Here is a 17,987-nt window from a genome sequence, read left to right as displayed (position 1 = left end):
TTAAGGAGGGAAAATTGGAAGAGAGACAGGACGCTTCATATACGATCCAAAGAGAATTTCTAGGGGAATATTCCGAAGAAGAACTTCTGATCCGCATCATCAGAGAACATGTAAGACAGGAACAATGGAAAGAAGAGGAGAAAATCAGAAAGGAATGAAGACAAAAGAAAAAGATAAGGAAAAGCTGCCGACGGCCATCTATATACGCCTTTCCCAGGAGGATGGCGATAAAGAAGAGAGCGACAGTGTGGGAAATCAGCGGAAAATTCTTACAGAATATATTTCCAGGATGGATGACATGCTTCTTTGCGGGGAGTATATAGACGATGGATATACAGGGACAAACTTTCAAAGGCCTGGTTTTCAGGAGATGATTTCCGATATGGAGAAAGGCAGGATACGGTGTGTGGTCGTGAAGGATCTGTCCAGATTTGGGCGGGATTACCTGGATGCAGGGCGGTATCTGGAGAGGATCTTTCCTGAGATGGGTATACGGTTCGTCTCGGTAGCTGATGGGATAGACAGTGCACGCCAGTCCTATGATATTCTCCTGCCCATAAAAAATCTCTTTAATGAACAATATGCGAGGGATATATCAAATAAAATCCAGGCAACTGTGAAGACGAAGCAAAGAGCAGGCGAATTTATTGGATCTTTTGCAAGCTATGGGTATCAAAAAGCGCCGTACAACAAAAATAAACTGATCATTGATCCCTATGCGGCATCGGTGGTCCAAAAGATCTTTTCCCTGTATACAGGAGGAATGGGAAAACAAAGTATCGCGAAGCAGCTGAATGCAGAGGGTATTCTTTGTCCATCGGAGTATAAAAAAGTAAACGGAGAGAATTATAAAAACGGGAATCGTCTTGCGGGTACATCTTACTGGACATACTCTACGGTCAACAGTGTGCTGAGAAATGAATTGTATATCGGAAATATGGTTCAGGGAAAGAAACATCAGCGGATGCGGGGAAAACAGCAAGTGATGGATCCTGAACAGTGGATCCGCGTTTCCGGGACACATGAGCCGATCATAGAAGAGGAGGTGTGGAAGAAAACACAGAGACTTCTTTCCAGGAGACAAAGGGAGATCAATCTGAAAGAAGGAAGAAATATCTTCGCAGGTATGATAAAATGCGGCGACTGCGGAAGAGCGATGACGAAAACATGCTGGACAAAAGCGGATAAAATGAGAGTATATTCCTTTTGCTGCGGAACATACAAACGAAACGGGAAAGCATACTGCAGTCCGCATATTCTGCGAATGAGCATACTGGAAAAAGTAATCTTAGACGATCTGCAGACGATCATCAGGAATGTATCAGACCTCAAAGAGCTGGTCAAAAGACAAAGGATTTTCCCTGTGAAGCCTAAGAAAATAGCGCCTGTGCAGGCAGAAAGGCTCCGCAAAGAAAAGGAGCATATTTCCTGTTTAAAAAAAGGACTGTATGAGGATTACAAAGAGGGACTCCTTACGAGGGATGAATTTCTTTCATACAAGGAAACATATCGAAAGAAAGAGGAAAATTGCCAAAAGCAGATAGAATGTCTGAAAGAGGCAAAGAGACAAGGAGCACAGACAGACAAACAGATCTTGGACACTCCATGGTTACGCCAATTTTTGGAAAGCAAAGAAAATATCTGTCTGGACAGGGATATCATCATAGAGATGGTAGATGAGATACTTGTGTATGAAGGAAATAGGATCAAGATCCGTTATCGATTTTCAGGGGGATCCCTTACTCGTGAATCATCATACGGCACAAGTAAGCTCCAGCACATGGAGGAAAAGACCCGGGAAAGATCGGGACAGGAGGGCAGCAGGAAAAAGATATCAACCTGAAGATTGCAAAAAAGCTGAAAAAAGAGTTGGAAGCCCGCGGACTGAAAGTGAAAATGACGAGAAAAGACGATGCAGGACTTTACGATGAGTCGGCGGAAAACAAAAAGGTACAGGATCTGAAACGAAGAGTAGAACTGATCAATGAGACACAGCCGGATATCGCGGTCAGCATCCATCAGAACAGTTACCCAAGTGCCGATGTGAAGGGGGCGCAGGTATTCTATTATGCAGATTCCCCAGAAGGAGAGAAGATGGCGGGAAAGCTGCAGAAAAGGCTGGCTGCTCTGGATGAGAAGAATGACCGTGCGATAAAGGCAAACGATACATATTTTCTTCTGAAACGGACGGAAGTACCGACGCTGATCGTAGAGTGCGGATTTCTGAGTAATCCGGAAGAGGAAAAACTTCTTACCGATGACGAATATCAGGAAGAAATGTCGAAAGCCATCGCAGAAGGGATCATGGATTGCCTGAAGTGAGACTTTCACAATAGAAGAGATTATGTTATAATAAAGGTCATGAAAACAAGAATAGAAAAAATCGATAGAACAGCGATCGACAGGACAGTGATAGAAGAAGCGGGAAAAATATTAAAAGAAGGCGGCCTTGTCGCGTTTCCGACAGAAACGGTATATGGGCTTGGTGCAAATGCGCTTGATGAGGAGGCGGCGAAAAAGACATACGCGGCAAAGGGAAGGCCTTCAGACAATCCATTGATTGTTCATATCGCAGAGAAGGAAGCATTGTACGACATTATAGAAGAGATTCCGGAGGACACAGCCAAGATTGCGGATAGGTTTTGGCCGGGTCCTCTTACAATGATTTTCCGAAAGAGTGAGAAAGTACCGTACGGAACGACGGGAGGACTTGACACGGTAGCTGTCCGCATGCCGGATGATGAGATTGCAAGAGAACTTATACGTGCAGGAGGCGGATATGTGTCTGCACCGAGTGCCAATACCTCCGGGCGGCCAAGTCCTACGATGGCTCAGCATGTAGCGGAAGATCTGGATGGAAAAATTGATATGATCCTGGACGGAGGCAGCGTCAATATCGGGGTGGAATCTACCATCCTGGATATGACATCCGTCCCACCTGTGATCTTGCGGCCAGGTGCAGTCACAAAAGAGATGCTGGAGGAAGTTGTCGGGGAAGTAGATATAGACAAGACGATTCTCTCCGATGACAGTACACAGATTCCGAAAGCGCCGGGAATGAAATATCGCCATTATGCACCGAAAGCACAGATGGTTCTGATCGAGGGGGATCCTTTTGACGCTGTGCGTGCCATCAAACAACTTACTTACGATAAGGTTAAATTTGGAAAAAAAGAAAACGGAGAGCCATACAGGATTGGTATCATTGCCACTGCTGAGACAATGAAGGACTATACATACGGCATTGTGAAAAGTATCGGCAGCAGGGAAAACAGAAAGACCATCACAAAAAATCTGTATGGAGTTCTGAGGGAATTCGATGAAGAAAATGTGGACATCATTTACAGTGAAGCTTTTTCGGGAGAAGAAATTGATGCGGCGATTATGAACCGGCTTGCAAAGGCGGCGGGACATAAGATCATACCGGCATCCGAGATTGTAAAACTTCAGCCATACCGGAGAATCATCTTTGTAAGTAAGGATGATAACTGCCGAGGGCCGATGGCGGAGCGGATATTACAGACGGAGGTCCTTTTCCAGGAGTACGATATCGAATCAAGAGGAATCGCAGTGCTCTTTCCGGAACCGCTGAATCCGGCAGCAGAAGAAACGATGCGCAGACACGGGGTCAATACGGAAAACCATGAGGCATTGGCTTTTGATGAGACGGCTATCTCGCCGGAGACACTGATCCTGACAATGGAAAAAGCGCAAAAATGGAAGATCGTCAACGAATATGGGTTCGACAGCAACATATATGCACTGAACGAATATATCAATATGCCGGACGAAGTGGAATCCATGTATGGAAAGTCGCTGGAAGAGTATGAGACGGCATACAACAATCTGGAACAGTACATGAAAATCTTAGCGGACAAGCTGAACAGGGAGGCTAGAGAAATATGGGCGGAATACATGTAATGGATCATCCTCTGCTTCGACATAAGATTGATTACATCAGGAGAAAAGAAGTAGGGACAAAAGAATTTCGGGAAATTATCGAGGAAATTTCCATGCTCATGTGCTACGAAGCGACACGTGAGCTGAAACTAGAAGACGTGGAGATAGAGACACCAATCTGTACAATGCAGGGAAAGGAGCTGGCAGGAAGAAAACTGGCAGTGGTTCCGATCCTGAGAGCAGGACTTGGAATGGTAGAAGGGATCCTCCACATGATCCCGGCAGCCAAAATCGGACACATCGGTCTTTACCGGGATCCTGAGACACTGGAGCCGGTAGAATACTACTGCAAGCTTCCGGCAGACTGCGATAAAAGGGAAGTTTTTGTTGTAGATCCGATGCTTGCAACAGGAGGATCCAGTGCGGCGGCTATCACAATGCTCAAAGAAAAAGGAGTAAAGAATATTCGCTTCCTCTGTGTCATCGCGGCACCGGAAGGTGTGGAAAAGATGAAAAAAGAGCACCCGGATGTGGATATCTATATCGGTGTTTTGGATGAAAAACTGAATGAACATGGGTACATTGTACCGGGCCTGGGAGATGCCGGAGACAGGATATTCGGCACGAAGTAGGGCAGCATAAGAGGAATCCAGGATTGTGAAAGGAAGCGGAAATATGAGCAGCAAAAGAGCGGACTATCTGACATGGGACGAGTATTTTATGGGCATCGCGATGCTCTCAGGGATGCGTTCGAAAGATCCAAGTACCCAGGTAGGGTGCTGTATTGTAAGCCAGGACAACAAGATTCTCTCCATGGGATATAATGGACTTCCAAACGGATGCTCGGATGATGAATATCCATGGGAAAGAGACGGAGAAGACCCTCTGGAGACGAAGTATGTCTATACAGTCCACAGTGAACTGAACGCGATCCTCAACTATGGAGGCGGAAGTCTGAAAGGATCAAAGATTTATGTATCCTTGTTCCCGTGCAACGAGTGTGCAAAAGCGATCATCCAGGCAGGGATCAAGGAAGTGATCTATGAAAGCGATAAATACGAAGATACCGCATCGGTCATTGCATCCAAGAGAATGATGGATTCAGCAGGAGTACGGTATCATAAGTACCGCAGAACAGACAGAGAAATCAAGATCAAATTGTAGACAGGATAAACAGAGAGGACCCACCCACAGAATGTGGAGGAGGGTCCTTTTGCAGTGTAAAAATAAGAGTTTCGGATACCTGGATGAAGAGGCAATCAGATGTCCGGCATACTGTCAGGAGGAAGCGACGAAAAGGTTTTTAGCTTGTTTTAGCAGAAAGCTGTAGCGCTTGCGCGCAGCGTTTCCCTGAAAGATATAGCTGTCGATGAGATCCGGATCGGAAGCGTTTTGGAACAAGTTGTCAGCAGTTTCGATTTCTTCCTTTGTGCGGTCGATTTCCTTTCTCAGTTCAGAGAAGGAGGTTTTTCGGTAGATATCTGATTCCATATGGCGCAACGTTTTTTTCTGCATAAGAACTACCTTCTTTCATCTATTTATGTATAGTATGTACAAAAACAGGAATAAAATACCAGTTTTCCGCAATATATATAAGTGATACCAGATGCCGGCGTCTTAGCAGGGAAGAAAGGAAGGCTATGAAAGAGAGAGGAAGCGGATTTGTGGTTAATTTCATCGTGCGGGTAATCGTGGGGATGGCGGTCATTTTTTTCATCAATCAGTTTTTGGAATCCCAGGGAATGGACAGGACAGTCGGGATCAATCTGGTCTCTTTTTTGACAAGCGGTTTCCTTGGATTACCTGGGGTTGCGCTCCTTTATGGAATTTTGTTGTGGGAAATTTTGTGAGTGTTTCACAAAAAGCGAGGATTTTTAGAAAACAGGTAGACAAACAAAAAAGGCAGGTTTATAATACACATCACAAATAAGAATTCATTTATACATCCGAGAGATCGGATATTCAAAAGAGTGTTGGGAAGCACTCGTCTATTTCTTGCCGAATCGGCGTTTTTATTTCATGAACAGACAAATGATTATATGCGGGGAAGAAGAGCTTTATGTGCTGCGCCTTGCTGATATGATTGCGGAGAGAGGGGAGTTGGATCTGCAGATACAAGTCTGTACTTCTTTTGAACAGGCGGAAGCTCTGGAAGAGATCCATTGTGCCGAAATCATGATCATCGGAGAAGAAATCCCTTATGAAAAAAGAAAAGAAAGCAGAGCTGCAAAGAGATTTGTTCTTGTGGGACAAGAAGGAAGAGAAGTCGGGGAAGAGGAGACTTCTGTTTATAAATATCAGTCTGTAAGCAGGATCTTTTCCAGGATCATGGAAGTATGCCTGGATATGGATAAGGCAGGGATGTTTCAGGTTCCCCACAGAACCGGACAAAGTCTGATCGCAGTATATTCCCCCATCCACCGGATCGGAAAAACAGCTTTTGCAAGAAAACTCGGAAGGGAACTTGGGAAAAAGGGTCCTGTTTTGTATCTCAATATGCAGGAATACCCGGGGACAGCGGAGGAGGACAGGGATCGGCCGACACTTGCAGATCTGATCTATTACTCCAGACAGGAGAGGAATCATCTCGGCCTTCGGATTTCCTCTATGGTGTATCAGCGGGAAGGGATGGATATATTGGCTCCGATCCCGGTAAGCCAGGATCTCAAAGAGGTGGAAGAAGGAGAGTGGGGAATCCTGCTGTCCCAGATCCTCCAGAAAGGTCCGTATCAGTACATTATCCTGGATCTAAGTGAGAGCGTGCACGGACTTTGGGAGATTCTGAAAATGAGCGATACTTGGTATTTGCCGTTTATTCAGGAAGAGGCGGAGGAGAGGAAGATGGATCAGTTTTTTGAAACGCTTGACAAGCTTGGGTATTCCGCACTGGCAGGGAGAGCCAGGATGGTAGAAATGAGGGGAGGTGCAGAAGGATGTGCAAAGAGGGCATTGCAGTATGACAAGGTCAGCACACATGGAAAGGCTTCAGGAGCAGATCATGGAGAGGATGGATCTGTCGAGAGAAATCGAGGATGGAGAACTGGTCGAATTGATCTATCAGGTGCTGGAAGAGTACACAAAAGACCGCTATCTTCCTTTGAAGACAAAGATGGAGTTTGGTAAAGATCTTTTTAATTCCTTTCGAAAGCTGGATATCCTGCAGGAACTTCTTGAGGACGACGGGATTACGGAGATCATGATCAATGGCTTGGAAAACATATTTGTGGAGAAGGAGGGACGGATCAGACAGCATGAAAAGAGATTTGCATCAAAGAAAAAGCTGGAAGATATTGCGCAGCAGATTGCCTCCGGCTGCAACAGGACAGTCAATGAAGCGGATCCCATCGTAGATGCAAGGCTGCCGGATGGATCCCGTGTCAATCTTGTACTTCCGCCTGTGGCGTTGAACGGCCCGATCATCACGATCCGAAAGTTTCCCCAGGAAGGGATCACGATGCAGCGGCTTGTGTCCTGGGGAAGTATTACCCAGGAGGCGGCGGAATTTTTAAAGAAGCTTGTGAAGGCAAAGTACAACATGTTTATAAGCGGAGGGACAGGTTCCGGGAAGACGACCTTTCTGAATGCGCTGTCCCAGTTTATACCGGAAGATGAGAGGATCATTACCATAGAAGACAATGCAGAACTGCGGCTGCAGTCGCTCCCCAATCTGGTCAGTCTGGAGGCAAGAAATGCCAATATGGAGGGAGAGGGAGAGATTACTATAAGGGAGCTGATCCGGACCGCGCTCCGGATGCGACCGGACCGTGTCGTGGTAGGCGAAGTCAGAGGAGCGGAGACGATCGATATGCTGCAGGCCATGAATACAGGGCATGATGGATCCCTTAGCACCGGGCACAGCAACAGTCCGAAAGATATGATCAGCAGACTGGAGACGATGGTGCTGATGGGGATGGAAATCCCTATAGAGGCAGTGCAGCGGCAGATTGCTTCGGGTATTGATATCATCATCCACCTGGGAAGACTGCGGGATAAAAGCAGAAAAGTACTCGAGATCCTTGAGATTACCGGGTATGAAAATGGAGAGATACAGATGCATACGCTCTATGGGTTTGAGGAAACAGGAAAAAAGCACGGAAAGGTAAGGGGATGTCTTGTTAAAAAGGATGAACTTCAGAAAAAGGAAAAATTGCTGGCGGCAGGATTTTAAAAAAAGGGAATATGTAGAAGGTATATTAGAGGCGGCAGGAGTCACAGCGCTGATAGCAGGGCTTTTTTATCAGTCCATCCTGGCAGGAGCAGTGCTTTTTTTTCCGGTCTGCATTCTATATATGCGGATCTGGGAGAAGGAAAAGACACAGAAAAAGAGGCGGGAGTTTGGAAGACAGTTTCTCGATGCGCTGCAGTCTTTGTCGGCAGCTTTGAATGTGGGGTATTCTTTTGAGAATGCAATGGCAGAGGCAAATAAAGAGCTGAAGGTCATTTATCAAAAGGAGGATCGAATCCGAAAAGAGTGGGAATACATGACCCGTCAGATGAAGATCAATGTCAGCCTGGAGCAGATCTTAGAGGAATTTTCAGACCGTGTGGACCAGGAAGATGTAAAGAACTTTGTGACAGTGTTGGCCGCAGTTAGAAAAAGCGGAGGCAGTACGGCAAAAGTGGTGCGACAGACAATGCAGCAGATACAGGAGAAAGAAGAGGTAAGCCGTGAAATCGACACGATGATCGCAGCAAAAAAGATGGAATTTTTGATCATGGCAGCGATTCCTTTTGGGATGATCGCCTATATGTCCTTGAGCTTTCCAGATTTTGTAGAGCGTTTGTATACAGAGTTCGCCGGAAAATGTGTCATGAGCGCATGCCTGCTTTTCTATCTTGCCGCATTCTGGATGGGAATGAGGATCATAAGGATTGAGGTGTAAGGAGAATGGGATATGCGGAACTTTTTGTAACGGTTATGATTTATGGCGTGCTTGGATTTGGATATCTGAAATACCATAGCGAGCAAAAGAAAACAACGCGATCGAAGATCATTCGAAAAAGCCTATGCTTTTTCTTTCTTCTGAATACACTAAGCCTTGTAGTTTTTGTCTTGGCAGAAAAGACAAGCAAAGTAGAAAATGGAGCAATCGAAAGAAATGTTCAGGGAAAAGGGGAAAAGAAAGAGGAGGTGCTTGTCTCGGTCGAGGGAATGTGCGAAGAGATTCCGATGGTAATCAACGTAAGTGAAAAGGGATATACCCAGGAGGAGATGGAAAAAATCTTGGTAAGGGAAGCAGACAAGCTTGGCAGCCGTATTCTTGGGGAAAACAAGTCAAGAAGCCATGTGTCAAAGGATTTGCATCTTCCGTCAGATGCGGAAGGGTTGCCGGTTGCGATCCAGTGGGAACAGGACAGCTATAAGTACATGGAAACAACAGGAGAACTAAAGGAAGACATTCCGGAGAAGGGGCAGAAGGTCCACCTTACAGCAGTTTTGACCTTTCATCAGGGCGGGGAGAGGACGGCACAGAGAACATGGGAAACCGACGTCATGCTCTACCCGCCGGATCTGGAGAATAAAGAGGAGGTACTGGAAGAGCTGAGGAGGAGGATAGAAAAAGAAGATGAAACAGGATTGATGGACGATGCTCTCGTCCTCCCAGAAGAAGTGGATGGGAGAAAGGTAGAGTGGACGAAAAAAAAGCAGATCAGCGGTTATCACATCCTCGGCATCGGATCGTTCGCTTTCCTGCTGTTTTTCTGGGCGAGAAGGCAGAAGGAAGAGGAAAAAAGAAAGCAGAGAAAAGATCAGCTGATCAGTGATTACCCGGAGATACTGGAACAATTCTGCCTGCTGATTGGTGCAGGTATGACAGTGAAAGGTGCATGGCTCAAGATTGTCGGAAATTATCAGGAAAGAAAGAAGGAGATGGGGATAAGACCTGCATACGAAGAGATGGAACGGACTTGCTATGAAATGCAGGGAGGGATTTCAGAAAGAGAAGGATATGAGAACTTCGGAAAAAGGTGTCAGATACAGGAATATATGAGACTTGGACTTTTGCTGTCCCAGAATCTGAAAAAAGGAACTCGTGGCCTTACAGAACTTTTGAGTCTGGAGGCGATCCATGCTTTTGAAGAAAGGAAAGCGAGAGCCAGGCGAAAAGGAGAAGAAGCCGGGACGAAACTTTTGGCCCCTATGGTCATGATGCTTGGGATCGTGCTGATCATCGTTGTCGTACCGGCGTTCTGGTCTATGGGAATATAAAAAGGAGGAGAGGATACTATGTTATGGATAAGAATGAAGATGCAGGAAATGTGGCAAAGAGTGGTTCAGTGCCTGAAAGACGAGAGTGGGATCGGTGTGGTGGAAATTATCCTGATACTGGTCGTTCTGATCGGCCTTGTGATCATCTTCAAGTCACAACTTACGAGTCTGGTGCAGACAATTTTTGAAAAGATCACAAGTGAAAGCAGTACGATTTGAGAAAAGGATGAAAGGGTTGGAAAAATGGATTTCAAAGAATGTGGTACGAAGAAAAGAAAAGGGGGAGATTACCGTACTGTTAAGTCTCTTTCTGCTGCTCCTTCTCATATTCGTCATGGCAATCTTGGAGAGCGCCTCTATACAGATTGCCAAAAATATAAGGAGAGCAGACGTGGAGAGAGCGGTAGAATCGGTCTTTGCCGAATATCAAAAAGAACTGCTCCGGGAATACGACATTTTTGCTCTGGACGGGACGTACGAAACGGGCAGCTATGGAGAAGACAAAATCAGAAAACGGCTAGGCATATACGGAGCAGTGGAAGACGAGGCTGAGATCGAGGGAATCCGGTTCTTGAGTGATGAGAATGGAAGAGAATTTCTGATACAGATCAAACACTATATGGAAAACCGCTTCGGGATTGATGCCATAGAAGATATGACACAGAAAGAGGAAGAGATCAAAAGACAGGAAGAAGAAATCAAAAAATATGAGGAAGAGCAGGAAAAGAATGATCAGATGTTGGACGAGCTTTTGGAACAGATGCCGGAAGAAGGCGGAGCAGACGCAGCAGATGGGGAAGAGACGGACAATCCGCTGGAAATTCTCCAGAATCTGAAGCGGAAGGCCATTGCGGAGATGGTACTGCCAAGAGATAAGAAAGTATCCGGGAAAACAGTCCGGGGAATGGATGGAGTGTCTGTGAGAGAAAAAAGGGAAGGAAAAGGCAGCCTCCCGGCTGTCGGGGAAGACAGCACAGGCGAGAGACTGTATCTGTTAACCTATATTTCCGAACACTTTGAGACTTATCTGAAGACAGATGAGGAACGGCCTCTGGAATATGAGACAGAGTATCTGATCGGAGGACAGCCCGAAGATATGGAGAATCTTGAGATCGTGCTGGATAAGATCAAAAATATCCGGTTTGTACCGAATTATCTCTATCTGCAAAGCGATGAGGAAAAGAAGGCGGAGGCAAAAGCTCTGGCAGCAGTGATCAGCACTCTGCTTGCCAATCCGGAGCTTATCCCAGTCATACAGCAAGGCCTTCTGGCGGCATGGGCATACGGGGAAAGCATCATGGATCTGAGAGCTTTGGCGGCAGGGAAAAAGGTACCGGCCATAAAGACAAAAGAGACATGGAAGCTCAGTCTTTCCAATCTTCTGAAACTTGGCACTTCCGAAGATGCCGGGACAGATTCGGGGGAAGACGATGGAACTGATTATGAGGATTATCTGAAGATTCTGCTTCTTATGGAAAAGCAGGACACGATCACAATGAGGATGCTGGATCTGATCGAATGGAATATGCAGATGCGGATGGACTGCCCGTTTTTCCAGGCTGACGCATGCGTCACAAGGATGAAGATACAAAGTAGATGCAGACTGAGATCCGGGGTGTCTTATCACTTTTCAACATACTACGAGTATCGTTGAGAAATGCCCTTCTATCTGCCTGTTCAGACAAAAATACTATGAGGAAACAAGTAGGAAGGAGGTAAAATATGGTGCCTTTTTATGGCTGTTTCAGTAATATGACATTTCTTATGCAGATGTTTATAAATGAATTTCCAAACCAAAAAAGAAAAAAGAGAAAGGAGAGAAACTCTGATTCGCATGATAAGATGATATATTCTTCCCAACCACCGGCAGCCTGCAAAGAGGCACCATCTTTTACCTCCTTCCAAAAAGGAAGTATGACGGTGGAGGCAGCATTTGTTCTCCCGCTGTTTCTCTTTGCAGTCCTGGCTATGATCTATCTTCTGGAAATCATGGCCATACAGACAAATATACGGGCTGGAATGCAGTATGCCGGGAAACGTTATGCCGAGAATGCTTATCTGACAGCTTTTGCAGATAAGGAAACTTTGGAAAAAGATATCGTGGAGAGTGTAGGGGAGAATCGCATCAACACAAGCGTGATCCGGGGAGGGAGTGCAGGGATTGACTGCAGTGCATCCTATCTGGATCCTATTCGGCAGATCCTCTTTCTGAAAACAGAATACACCATGAAAATTCCGATTCCTGTATTTGGAATTTTTGATATAAAAAGAGAAGAGACGATGCGCATCAAAGGTTGGAATGGATATACCTCATCTATTCCGACGTCGCCGGAACAGAGAATTGTCTACGTGACAGAACACGGTACCGTCTACCATTTGGATCAGCATTGTACATATCTGGATCTTTCTGTCCGTATGGTTTCCCAGTCAGAGCTGGAAACACTTCGGAATCAATCAGGAGGCAAATACTATCCTTGTGACAAATGCGGTGGTCAGGCTGGCTGGGGTGTCTATGTGACAGATTACGGCGACAGGTATCATACATCTCTGTCGTGCAGCGGGTTAAAAAGAAAGGTTTATGCAGTTCCGATATCGGAGACAGCAGGGAAAGGGGTGTGCTCAAAGTGTGGAAATTCATAGGAACTGAGATTTTGTATCTTTTTTTGATGACGGCCGGGACATGGTTTGATATCAGGACAAAGCAGGTCCCAAGATGGCTTCTTCTTACGGGGAGCGGCATTGCGGCGGTCTCCAGACTTTGGATACAGTCTGAAGGCCTGTGGATATATGTGTGGGGAAGCCTGCTTGGCGGTGCGTTTCTTCTTCTCAGCAAATGCACGAAAGAATCGCTTGGGTATGCGGACAGCTGGCTGATCTTCAATCTGGGACTATACCTTGGGATCTGGAAACTTTCAGTAATTCTCTGCACTGCATTTTTGGGAGCTGGAATGTGGGCGGCGGTGCTTCTTGTCCGAAAGAAAGAGAGGAAGGAATCGATTCCTTTCATACCGTTTCTCACAGCAGGTTATCTGGGAGTGATCGGATGGTAAGAAAGAAATATCAAAGAGGAAGTTTCACGGTGGAAGCTGCAATTTTGACATCTATAATCCTTTTTATTTTGTATGGGATCATTTTGATCCTGTTTTACTATCATGACAAAAATATTTTGACCGGGGCAGCATATGAGACAGCCGCTGTGGCTGCAAGAAAAAACAGTATGGAACCACCGTTTCAGGAAGAAGATATAGAAAAACTATTGAAAGAAAGAATTTCCGGAAAAATGATCTTTTTCCGGGGAGCAGAGGTACAATCAGAATGTCAGAACAATTATGTGTGGATTTCAGTACAAGCATCGAGAAATATAATGAGGATCAAGGCAGAAGTAACGTCCGCAGTTACAGAGCCGCAGAAAAAAATCAGGGATATAAGAAAACTAGAGAAGATCCCGCAGGAGAGCGATGGAAAATAGGGTATAAAAGAGATCTGAACACAGCATATTTCGTGGTAGAATCCGGGGCTTTTTATCAGACGGACTATCAGATGAAGATGATCGCAGCCAATGAAATACCGGGAATCCTGAAAATAAAAGGAAAGGGAGTCAACGGAAGAAGCAGATACGAGTATGATATACAGGGAAAACATTCTTTGGAATTTATGACAAAGAAAGAGCCGGTCACATACGATATGATCATTGGAATCATCACAGATCTCCTGGATACCATCGAAGAAATGAGGGACTATCTGCTTAGTCCTAATCAGCTTTTGATGGACCCAAGAAGCATCTTTTTCGCCAATGGAAGATACAGCTTCTGCTATTACCCGCCGAATGATAAGGGAATTGCGGAAGGTTTCCATGAGCTTACAGAATTTTTTGTGCGGGAGGCGGATTATCAGGATCGGTCAGGAATCTATATTGCCTATGCGCTTCATAAAATGACGCTTGGGGAAAATTATCAGATACGTCAGGTTATCGAGGAAATCCTTCGAAATCAGGAAGAAGAATGGCAAGATCAAGAGGAGGAGCCGGAGAAAGATGCGGATCCAGAAGAGACTGACGAAGACTGGAATGTGGAAGAATACGTATACGGAGAGAAGGAAGACTCTATACAGGAAGACAGTATGTACGATGACTGGGGACTGGAAGATAAGCCATTTGCGGAAACGGTAAAAGAAAAATTGCAAGGCTGGAAACGGGTAAAAGAATTGCTGTTCGGTAAGAAAAAACTATTGAAAGACCTAAGGTAATGCGATAAACTAAAATAATAGAAACAAATGAAAGACAGCAGTGGGAGTATCTATGGATTACCAGAAAAAGGCAGTATGCACGATGGGCATTGTCCTTATCAATGTGATTGTTTTTTTATATCTATCATTTCAGGGGATGACAGAAAGCGGGAGCTTTATTTTGAAGCATGGCGGTCTGTACATTCCCTATATGCAACAATACGGGGAATACTACCGCTTGGTTACCAGTATGTTTCTTCATTTTGGTTTTGCACATCTGTGCAACAACATGGTAATTCTGTTTTTCACAGGGTGGAATCTGGAATTGGAGATAGGAAAAATCAAATTTCTTTTGATCTACTTTCTTGGAGGAATCGGTGGGAACCTGCTGTCTGCAGTGGAAGAAGTATGGACCGGGGAATATGCAGTGTCAGCAGGTGCCTCCGGGGCGATTTTTGCAGTTATCGGCGCACTTTTGTATATAGCGATCCGGAATCACGGACATATTGGAAATGTATCCGGAAAAGGGATCATCTTTATGGTATTTTGCAGTCTTTATGCAGGATTTACGAGTACGGGAGTCGGAAACTTTGCTCATATCGGCGGGTTTGTTTCGGGATTTCTGCTGGCTGTGCTCTTATATAGGAAGAAAGATAAAAAACACAGTGCCGGATCCTACGGTGGATTCTACAGATAGACGTCCGTGGTGGGCAGTGATAATATTCTGCACAACCGGGAGACCAAGTCCGGTGCCGCCGGATTTATAGGTAACGAATGGTGTGAAGGCTGTTTCCAGTACTTCAGAGTTCATACCGCAGCCTGTATCCCGGATTTCCACGACGATACCGCCATCTTTTGCGTCTGCGGATAAAAAGATGGATCCCGACCCTTCAATAGATTGCTCTGCATTTCGGAGGAGATTTAAAAATGCCTGCCGAAGTTTGGTCTGGTCTCCGGTTATTTCCGGAAGATTTCCAAGGCGGGATGTAAATTCGATCGCGCTGTTCTCCGTAGACGCGGCAAAGGACAGGACAAGCCGCTCCATAAAACTTCGAAAAGAAAACCGTTCCATCGTCATAGCTGAACTGTTGTTATATTGAGAAAGTTCGGCCAGCAGACTTTCGATATAGGAAAGATCCTCACAAAGTGTATTCCAGTGGGCAAAAGATTTTGTCTCCGGATGCTGTGTCTCGATGAGCTGTAACGTGCTGGAGACAAGCGTGAGAGGATTCCGGATTTCATGGCATATTTTATGGAGTTCAAATTTGTGGGCTTCCAGAAGTTTTCGGAAAAGGGCGGAAGCTTCGTCATTTTGATTGAGAAAATCTTGGAGTTTTTTCATATCATCGGGTGTAAAAGACATAGTACAAAACCACCTTTCTGAATTAGGGATACCCTCAGTTTAGCATTGGTGGAGAAAATATTCAATTCATAACAAAAGGAGTGTAAGAGAATGAAAGATGAAAATTGTATTTTTTGTAAATTAGCTAACGGTGAGATTCCGACGGCAACACTTTATGAGGACGATGATTTCCGCGTAATTCTCGATGCAAGTCCGGCTTCCAAGGGACATGCTTTGATCCTGCCAAAAGAGCATTATCAGGATCTTTATGATCTGGATGATGAGATTGCGGCAAAAGCGCTTGTCCTGGCAAAGAAGATGGTAACTAAAATGACAGAATTACTCGGATGCGATGGCTATAATATCGTGCAGAACAATAAGCCGGCAGCAGGGCAGACTGTTTTTCACTTTCATATTCATCTGATTCCACGATACAACGGCGATAAAGTGGGTCTTGGCTGGAAGATGGGAAAACTTGAGGATGATGAGAAGGAAGAAATCCTGGCAAAAATTCGCGGATAGAAACCTCAGAGCAAAAAGACAGGGTATTAGTAAACTCATATGAACGAAATAAGATTTAACGATATCTATAAAAATTATGTGGATTTAGCTCTGAAGACAGCGGTATATTACTGCAAAGATAAAACGGCGGCAGAAGATATTGTACAGCTGGCATTTGCAAAATTATATGTAAACTACGATGAGATCCGAAATAAAGAGGCGATCGGAGCCTGGCTGATCACAACCATCCGCTATCTTGCGTTCAGCCAGGGGCGCAAAATGAACCGGGAGATTCCAACAGAGGACTGCCAATTGAGAATGCATATGAATGAAAACACGGTAGATGCAGAAGAGGTTATTTTCATGGAAGAGCGTCGGAAACAGACAGAAATATTTACAGAAGACCTTCTCAAAGCAGTTTATGAACATAATCCGAGATGGTACGATGCGGTACTGAAAGCTTATGTGCTGGACATGCCTCAGAAAACGATTGCTGATGAGATGGGTATTCGTCTTGAGGCATTCCAGTCCATTTTGTTCAGAGCCAGAAAATGGATTATAAGAAAATATGAGACCCAATATCGAAAAATAGAATAATCATAAAAAACAGGTGCCGTTTCGACACCTATTTTTTAAATGCAGATATAATCCATTTTTATCTGGAAGACGCCTTTTCGATCAGGTTGATGATGGTTTCGATGGAATTTTGCATATCCGAATTTTTCATGGCGGATATGAAGCGTTCGCGATCTTTGTAAAGACGGTTGATCTCAGAAAGGAGCAGATCGTCTGTAAGTTTTTCTTCTTCGATTACGATACTGAATCCCTGGCGCTCAAACGAGCGGGCATTCAGGATTTGGTCTCCTCGGCTTGCATTGGCTGAGAGAGGGATCAGAATATTTGGCTTATGTAATGCAAGAAGTTCGCAGATGGCGTTTGCACCCGCACGCGAAATCACAATGTCCGTCAAGGCAAACAGATCTTTCAGCTCTTTCTGAATATATTCAAACTGAACGTATCCATCGATTCCTGCGAGGGAAGCGTCCAGTTTACCTTTTCCGCAGAGATGGATGATCTGGAAGTTTTCAAGCAGCTTCGGAAGGATGCTGCGGACAGCCTTGTTTACCGCGGCAGCTCCCAGGCTTCCACCGATGATCAAAATGACAGGCTTATCGCTGGTAAAGCCGCAGAATTTTTTTGCAGCTTCGCGATCTCCGGATAAGAGCTCCTGCCGGATCGGCGAACCGGTCAGAACGGCCTTCTCTTTTGGAAGATGTTCCAATGTCTCCGGGAAATTGCAGCAAATCTTTGTCGCGGAAGACATGGCCAGCTTGTTTGCAAGCCCCGGCGTCATGTCGGATTCGTGGATGATGACAGGAACACGGTTGTGCTTGCCGGCCATCACAACGGGAACACTGACAAAGCCGCCTTTTGAGAAGATGACATCCGGCTTCAGAGTACGGATCAGCTTATTCGCTTCGTGAAAGCCCTTCAACACGCGAAACGGATCTGTAAAATTTTTTACGCTGAAATAACGGCGCAGTTTTCCGGATGAAATTCCGTGATACGGGATCTGAAAAGGTGCAATCAGCTCCTTTTCGATTCCATTATAAGAACCAATATAGTGAATATCATACTGAAGTTCTTTCAGGCGCGGCAGAAGGGCGATGTTTGGAGTGACATGTCCTGCGGTGCCGCCGCCGGTTAAAATGATACGTTTCATAATATGCCTCCAAGAATGTTTTATAATTATTTACTAAGACTTCCCACACCAATAAGGTGTGTTGAACCTTGAAAGTTCAATATTTC

23 protein-coding genes are annotated in these 17,987 nt (G+C 45.2%); 20 read left to right on the top strand and 3 right to left on the bottom strand.

Annotated features, from left to right (window positions below; all coding sequences use genetic code 11):
* The first annotated feature begins 14 nt into the window (after positions 1 to 14).
* Genes ACLROL_RS05935 through ACLROL_RS05910 form a run of 6 tightly spaced genes read left to right on the top strand, consistent with a single transcriptional unit; the run spans position 15 to position 5,064 of the window.
* Positions 15 to 158: a hypothetical protein gene (locus ACLROL_RS05935; protein WP_204244057.1), complete on the top strand. Its 144-nt coding sequence runs from the start codon at positions 15 to 17 to the stop codon at positions 156 to 158.
* Entirely contained in the window at positions 155 to 1,843 is a 1,689-nt protein-coding gene (locus ACLROL_RS05930; RefSeq protein WP_413067471.1) for a recombinase family protein, read from the top strand. The genes ACLROL_RS05935 and ACLROL_RS05930 overlap by 4 nt, the downstream gene beginning before the upstream one ends.
* Positions 1,804 to 2,322, top strand: a complete 519-nt coding sequence (locus ACLROL_RS05925) for an N-acetylmuramoyl-L-alanine amidase (protein ID WP_087202214.1) — start codon at positions 1,804 to 1,806, stop codon at positions 2,320 to 2,322. Before ACLROL_RS05930 ends, ACLROL_RS05925 begins: the two co-directional genes overlap by 40 nt.
* 39 nt (positions 2,323 to 2,361) lie before the next feature.
* Complete coding sequence (locus tag ACLROL_RS05920; RefSeq protein WP_221919720.1) at positions 2,362 to 3,921, top strand: L-threonylcarbamoyladenylate synthase; 1,560 nt, start codon at positions 2,362 to 2,364, stop codon at positions 3,919 to 3,921.
* Positions 3,903 to 4,532: a uracil phosphoribosyltransferase gene (gene upp / locus ACLROL_RS05915; RefSeq protein WP_087213060.1), complete on the top strand. Its 630-nt coding sequence runs from the start codon at positions 3,903 to 3,905 to the stop codon at positions 4,530 to 4,532. The genes ACLROL_RS05920 and upp overlap by 19 nt, the downstream gene beginning before the upstream one ends.
* A gap of 43 nt (positions 4,533 to 4,575) precedes the next feature.
* Positions 4,576 to 5,064 carry a deoxycytidylate deaminase gene (locus ACLROL_RS05910; protein WP_087202255.1) on the top strand — a complete coding sequence of 163 codons (489 nt, stop codon included), beginning with the start codon at positions 4,576 to 4,578 and terminating at the stop codon, positions 5,062 to 5,064.
* A gap of 114 nt (positions 5,065 to 5,178) precedes the next feature.
* Here ACLROL_RS05910 and ACLROL_RS05905 read toward each other — a convergent pair whose 3' ends face one another.
* Positions 5,179 to 5,415: a YaaL family protein gene (locus tag ACLROL_RS05905; protein WP_246599143.1), complete on the bottom strand. Its 237-nt coding sequence runs from the start codon at positions 5,413 to 5,415 to the stop codon at positions 5,179 to 5,181.
* 125 nt (positions 5,416 to 5,540) lie between these two features.
* Between ACLROL_RS05905 and ACLROL_RS05900 the strand changes: the two genes are divergently transcribed.
* From ACLROL_RS05900 to ACLROL_RS05845, 12 genes are all read left to right on the top strand, one after another.
* A complete protein-coding gene (locus tag ACLROL_RS05900) occupies positions 5,541 to 5,750 on the top strand; it encodes a pro-sigmaK processing inhibitor BofA family protein (RefSeq protein WP_087202221.1) in 210 nt (69 codons plus the stop codon).
* 169 nt (positions 5,751 to 5,919) lie between these two features.
* Entirely contained in the window at positions 5,920 to 7,023 is a 1,104-nt protein-coding gene (locus ACLROL_RS05895) for a hypothetical protein (RefSeq protein ID WP_246599144.1), read from the top strand.
* On the top strand, positions 6,908 to 8,068 hold the full coding sequence (locus tag ACLROL_RS05890; RefSeq protein WP_246599149.1) for a CpaF family protein: 1,161 nt from the start codon (positions 6,908 to 6,910) through the stop codon (positions 8,066 to 8,068). Before ACLROL_RS05895 ends, ACLROL_RS05890 begins: the two co-directional genes overlap by 116 nt.
* A complete protein-coding gene (locus ACLROL_RS05885) occupies positions 8,025 to 8,783 on the top strand; it encodes a type II secretion system F family protein (protein ID WP_087210183.1) in 759 nt (252 codons plus the stop codon). The genes ACLROL_RS05890 and ACLROL_RS05885 overlap by 44 nt, the downstream gene beginning before the upstream one ends.
* 5 nt (positions 8,784 to 8,788) lie before the next feature.
* Entirely contained in the window at positions 8,789 to 10,111 is a 1,323-nt protein-coding gene (locus tag ACLROL_RS05880; protein WP_087210179.1) for a type II secretion system F family protein, read from the top strand.
* Between the two features lie 18 nt (positions 10,112 to 10,129).
* Positions 10,130 to 10,330, top strand: a complete 201-nt coding sequence (locus ACLROL_RS05875) for a Flp1 family type IVb pilin (protein WP_330620377.1) — start codon at positions 10,130 to 10,132, stop codon at positions 10,328 to 10,330.
* 16 nt (positions 10,331 to 10,346) lie between these two features.
* Entirely contained in the window at positions 10,347 to 11,765 is a 1,419-nt protein-coding gene (locus ACLROL_RS05870) for a DUF5702 domain-containing protein (RefSeq protein ID WP_144018298.1), read from the top strand.
* Between the two features lie 260 nt (positions 11,766 to 12,025).
* Positions 12,026 to 12,751, top strand: coding sequence for a TadE/TadG family type IV pilus assembly protein (locus ACLROL_RS05865; RefSeq protein ID WP_287447815.1), 726 nt, complete (start codon positions 12,026 to 12,028; stop codon positions 12,749 to 12,751).
* A complete protein-coding gene (locus ACLROL_RS05860; RefSeq protein WP_144018297.1) occupies positions 12,727 to 13,161 on the top strand; it encodes a prepilin peptidase in 435 nt (144 codons plus the stop codon). The genes ACLROL_RS05865 and ACLROL_RS05860 overlap by 25 nt, the downstream gene beginning before the upstream one ends.
* Complete coding sequence (locus tag ACLROL_RS05855) at positions 13,155 to 13,580, top strand: TadE family protein (protein ID WP_158095409.1); 426 nt, start codon at positions 13,155 to 13,157, stop codon at positions 13,578 to 13,580. Before ACLROL_RS05860 ends, ACLROL_RS05855 begins: the two co-directional genes overlap by 7 nt.
* Positions 13,463 to 14,356: a DUF6382 domain-containing protein gene (locus ACLROL_RS05850; RefSeq protein WP_318255636.1), complete on the top strand. Its 894-nt coding sequence runs from the start codon at positions 13,463 to 13,465 to the stop codon at positions 14,354 to 14,356. The genes ACLROL_RS05855 and ACLROL_RS05850 overlap by 118 nt, the downstream gene beginning before the upstream one ends.
* A 52-nt stretch (positions 14,357 to 14,408) precedes the next feature.
* A complete protein-coding gene (locus ACLROL_RS05845) occupies positions 14,409 to 15,032 on the top strand; it encodes a rhomboid family intramembrane serine protease (RefSeq protein ID WP_087202235.1) in 624 nt (207 codons plus the stop codon).
* Here the strand turns inward: ACLROL_RS05845 and ACLROL_RS05840 are convergent.
* A complete protein-coding gene (locus ACLROL_RS05840; protein ID WP_087210170.1) occupies positions 14,973 to 15,698 on the bottom strand; it encodes a two-component system sensor histidine kinase NtrB in 726 nt (241 codons plus the stop codon). The genes ACLROL_RS05845 and ACLROL_RS05840 overlap by 60 nt on opposite strands.
* Positions 15,699 to 15,788: 90 nt before the next feature.
* Here ACLROL_RS05840 and ACLROL_RS05835 point away from each other — a divergent pair, with 90 nt between their 5' ends.
* Positions 15,789 to 16,199, top strand: a complete 411-nt coding sequence (locus ACLROL_RS05835) for an HIT family protein (RefSeq protein ID WP_087202240.1) — start codon at positions 15,789 to 15,791, stop codon at positions 16,197 to 16,199.
* 39 nt (positions 16,200 to 16,238) lie between these two features.
* Positions 16,239 to 16,775, top strand: coding sequence for an RNA polymerase sigma factor (locus ACLROL_RS05830; RefSeq protein ID WP_221919728.1), 537 nt, complete (start codon positions 16,239 to 16,241; stop codon positions 16,773 to 16,775).
* A gap of 58 nt (positions 16,776 to 16,833) precedes the next feature.
* Here ACLROL_RS05830 and ACLROL_RS05825 read toward each other — a convergent pair whose 3' ends face one another.
* Complete coding sequence (locus ACLROL_RS05825; protein ID WP_087202244.1) at positions 16,834 to 17,901, bottom strand: undecaprenyldiphospho-muramoylpentapeptide beta-N-acetylglucosaminyltransferase; 1,068 nt, start codon at positions 17,899 to 17,901, stop codon at positions 16,834 to 16,836.
* Positions 17,902 to 17,987: the final 86 nt, after the last annotated feature.

It is taken from the genome of Sellimonas sp., from assembly GCF_047234585.1.
Lineage (GTDB): Bacteria > Bacillota > Clostridia > Lachnospirales > Lachnospiraceae > Sellimonas > Sellimonas caecigallum.
The sequence above is the reverse complement of the archived record's forward strand: the minus strand, read 5'-3'. Positions and strand labels throughout refer to the sequence as shown.

What these genes read in the sequence shown, in the direction of transcription:
- ACLROL_RS05930 (WP_413067471.1), top strand. Translation starts at nt 155, where the DNA reads ATGAAGACAAAAGAAAAAGATAAGGAAAAGCTGCCGACGGCCATCTAT.
- ACLROL_RS05920 (WP_221919720.1), top strand. Translation starts at nt 2,362, where the DNA reads ATGAAAACAAGAATAGAAAAAATCGATAGAACAGCGATCGACAGGACA.
- upp (WP_087213060.1), top strand. Translation starts at nt 3,903, where the DNA reads ATGGGCGGAATACATGTAATGGATCATCCTCTGCTTCGACATAAGATT.
- ACLROL_RS05910 (WP_087202255.1), top strand. Translation starts at nt 4,576, where the DNA reads ATGAGCAGCAAAAGAGCGGACTATCTGACATGGGACGAGTATTTTATG.
- ACLROL_RS05905 (WP_246599143.1), bottom strand. Translation starts at nt 5,415, where the DNA reads ATGCAGAAAAAAACGTTGCGCCATATGGAATCAGATATCTACCGAAAA.
- ACLROL_RS05900 (WP_087202221.1), top strand. Translation starts at nt 5,541, where the DNA reads ATGAAAGAGAGAGGAAGCGGATTTGTGGTTAATTTCATCGTGCGGGTA.
- ACLROL_RS05895 (WP_246599144.1), top strand. Translation starts at nt 5,920, where the DNA reads ATGAACAGACAAATGATTATATGCGGGGAAGAAGAGCTTTATGTGCTG.
- ACLROL_RS05890 (WP_246599149.1), top strand. Translation starts at nt 6,908, where the DNA reads ATGGATCTGTCGAGAGAAATCGAGGATGGAGAACTGGTCGAATTGATC.
- ACLROL_RS05885 (WP_087210183.1), top strand. Translation starts at nt 8,025, where the DNA reads ATGAACTTCAGAAAAAGGAAAAATTGCTGGCGGCAGGATTTTAAAAAA.
- ACLROL_RS05880 (WP_087210179.1), top strand. Translation starts at nt 8,789, where the DNA reads ATGGGATATGCGGAACTTTTTGTAACGGTTATGATTTATGGCGTGCTT.
- ACLROL_RS05875 (WP_330620377.1), top strand. Translation starts at nt 10,130, where the DNA reads ATGTTATGGATAAGAATGAAGATGCAGGAAATGTGGCAAAGAGTGGTT.
- ACLROL_RS05865 (WP_287447815.1), top strand. Translation starts at nt 12,026, where the DNA reads ATGACGGTGGAGGCAGCATTTGTTCTCCCGCTGTTTCTCTTTGCAGTC.
- ACLROL_RS05855 (WP_158095409.1), top strand. Translation starts at nt 13,155, where the DNA reads ATGGTAAGAAAGAAATATCAAAGAGGAAGTTTCACGGTGGAAGCTGCA.
- ACLROL_RS05845 (WP_087202235.1), top strand. Translation starts at nt 14,409, where the DNA reads ATGGATTACCAGAAAAAGGCAGTATGCACGATGGGCATTGTCCTTATC.
- ACLROL_RS05840 (WP_087210170.1), bottom strand. Translation starts at nt 15,698, where the DNA reads ATGTCTTTTACACCCGATGATATGAAAAAACTCCAAGATTTTCTCAAT.
- ACLROL_RS05835 (WP_087202240.1), top strand. Translation starts at nt 15,789, where the DNA reads ATGAAAGATGAAAATTGTATTTTTTGTAAATTAGCTAACGGTGAGATT.
- ACLROL_RS05830 (WP_221919728.1), top strand. Translation starts at nt 16,239, where the DNA reads ATGAACGAAATAAGATTTAACGATATCTATAAAAATTATGTGGATTTA.
- ACLROL_RS05825 (WP_087202244.1), bottom strand. Translation starts at nt 17,901, where the DNA reads ATGAAACGTATCATTTTAACCGGCGGCGGCACCGCAGGACATGTCACT.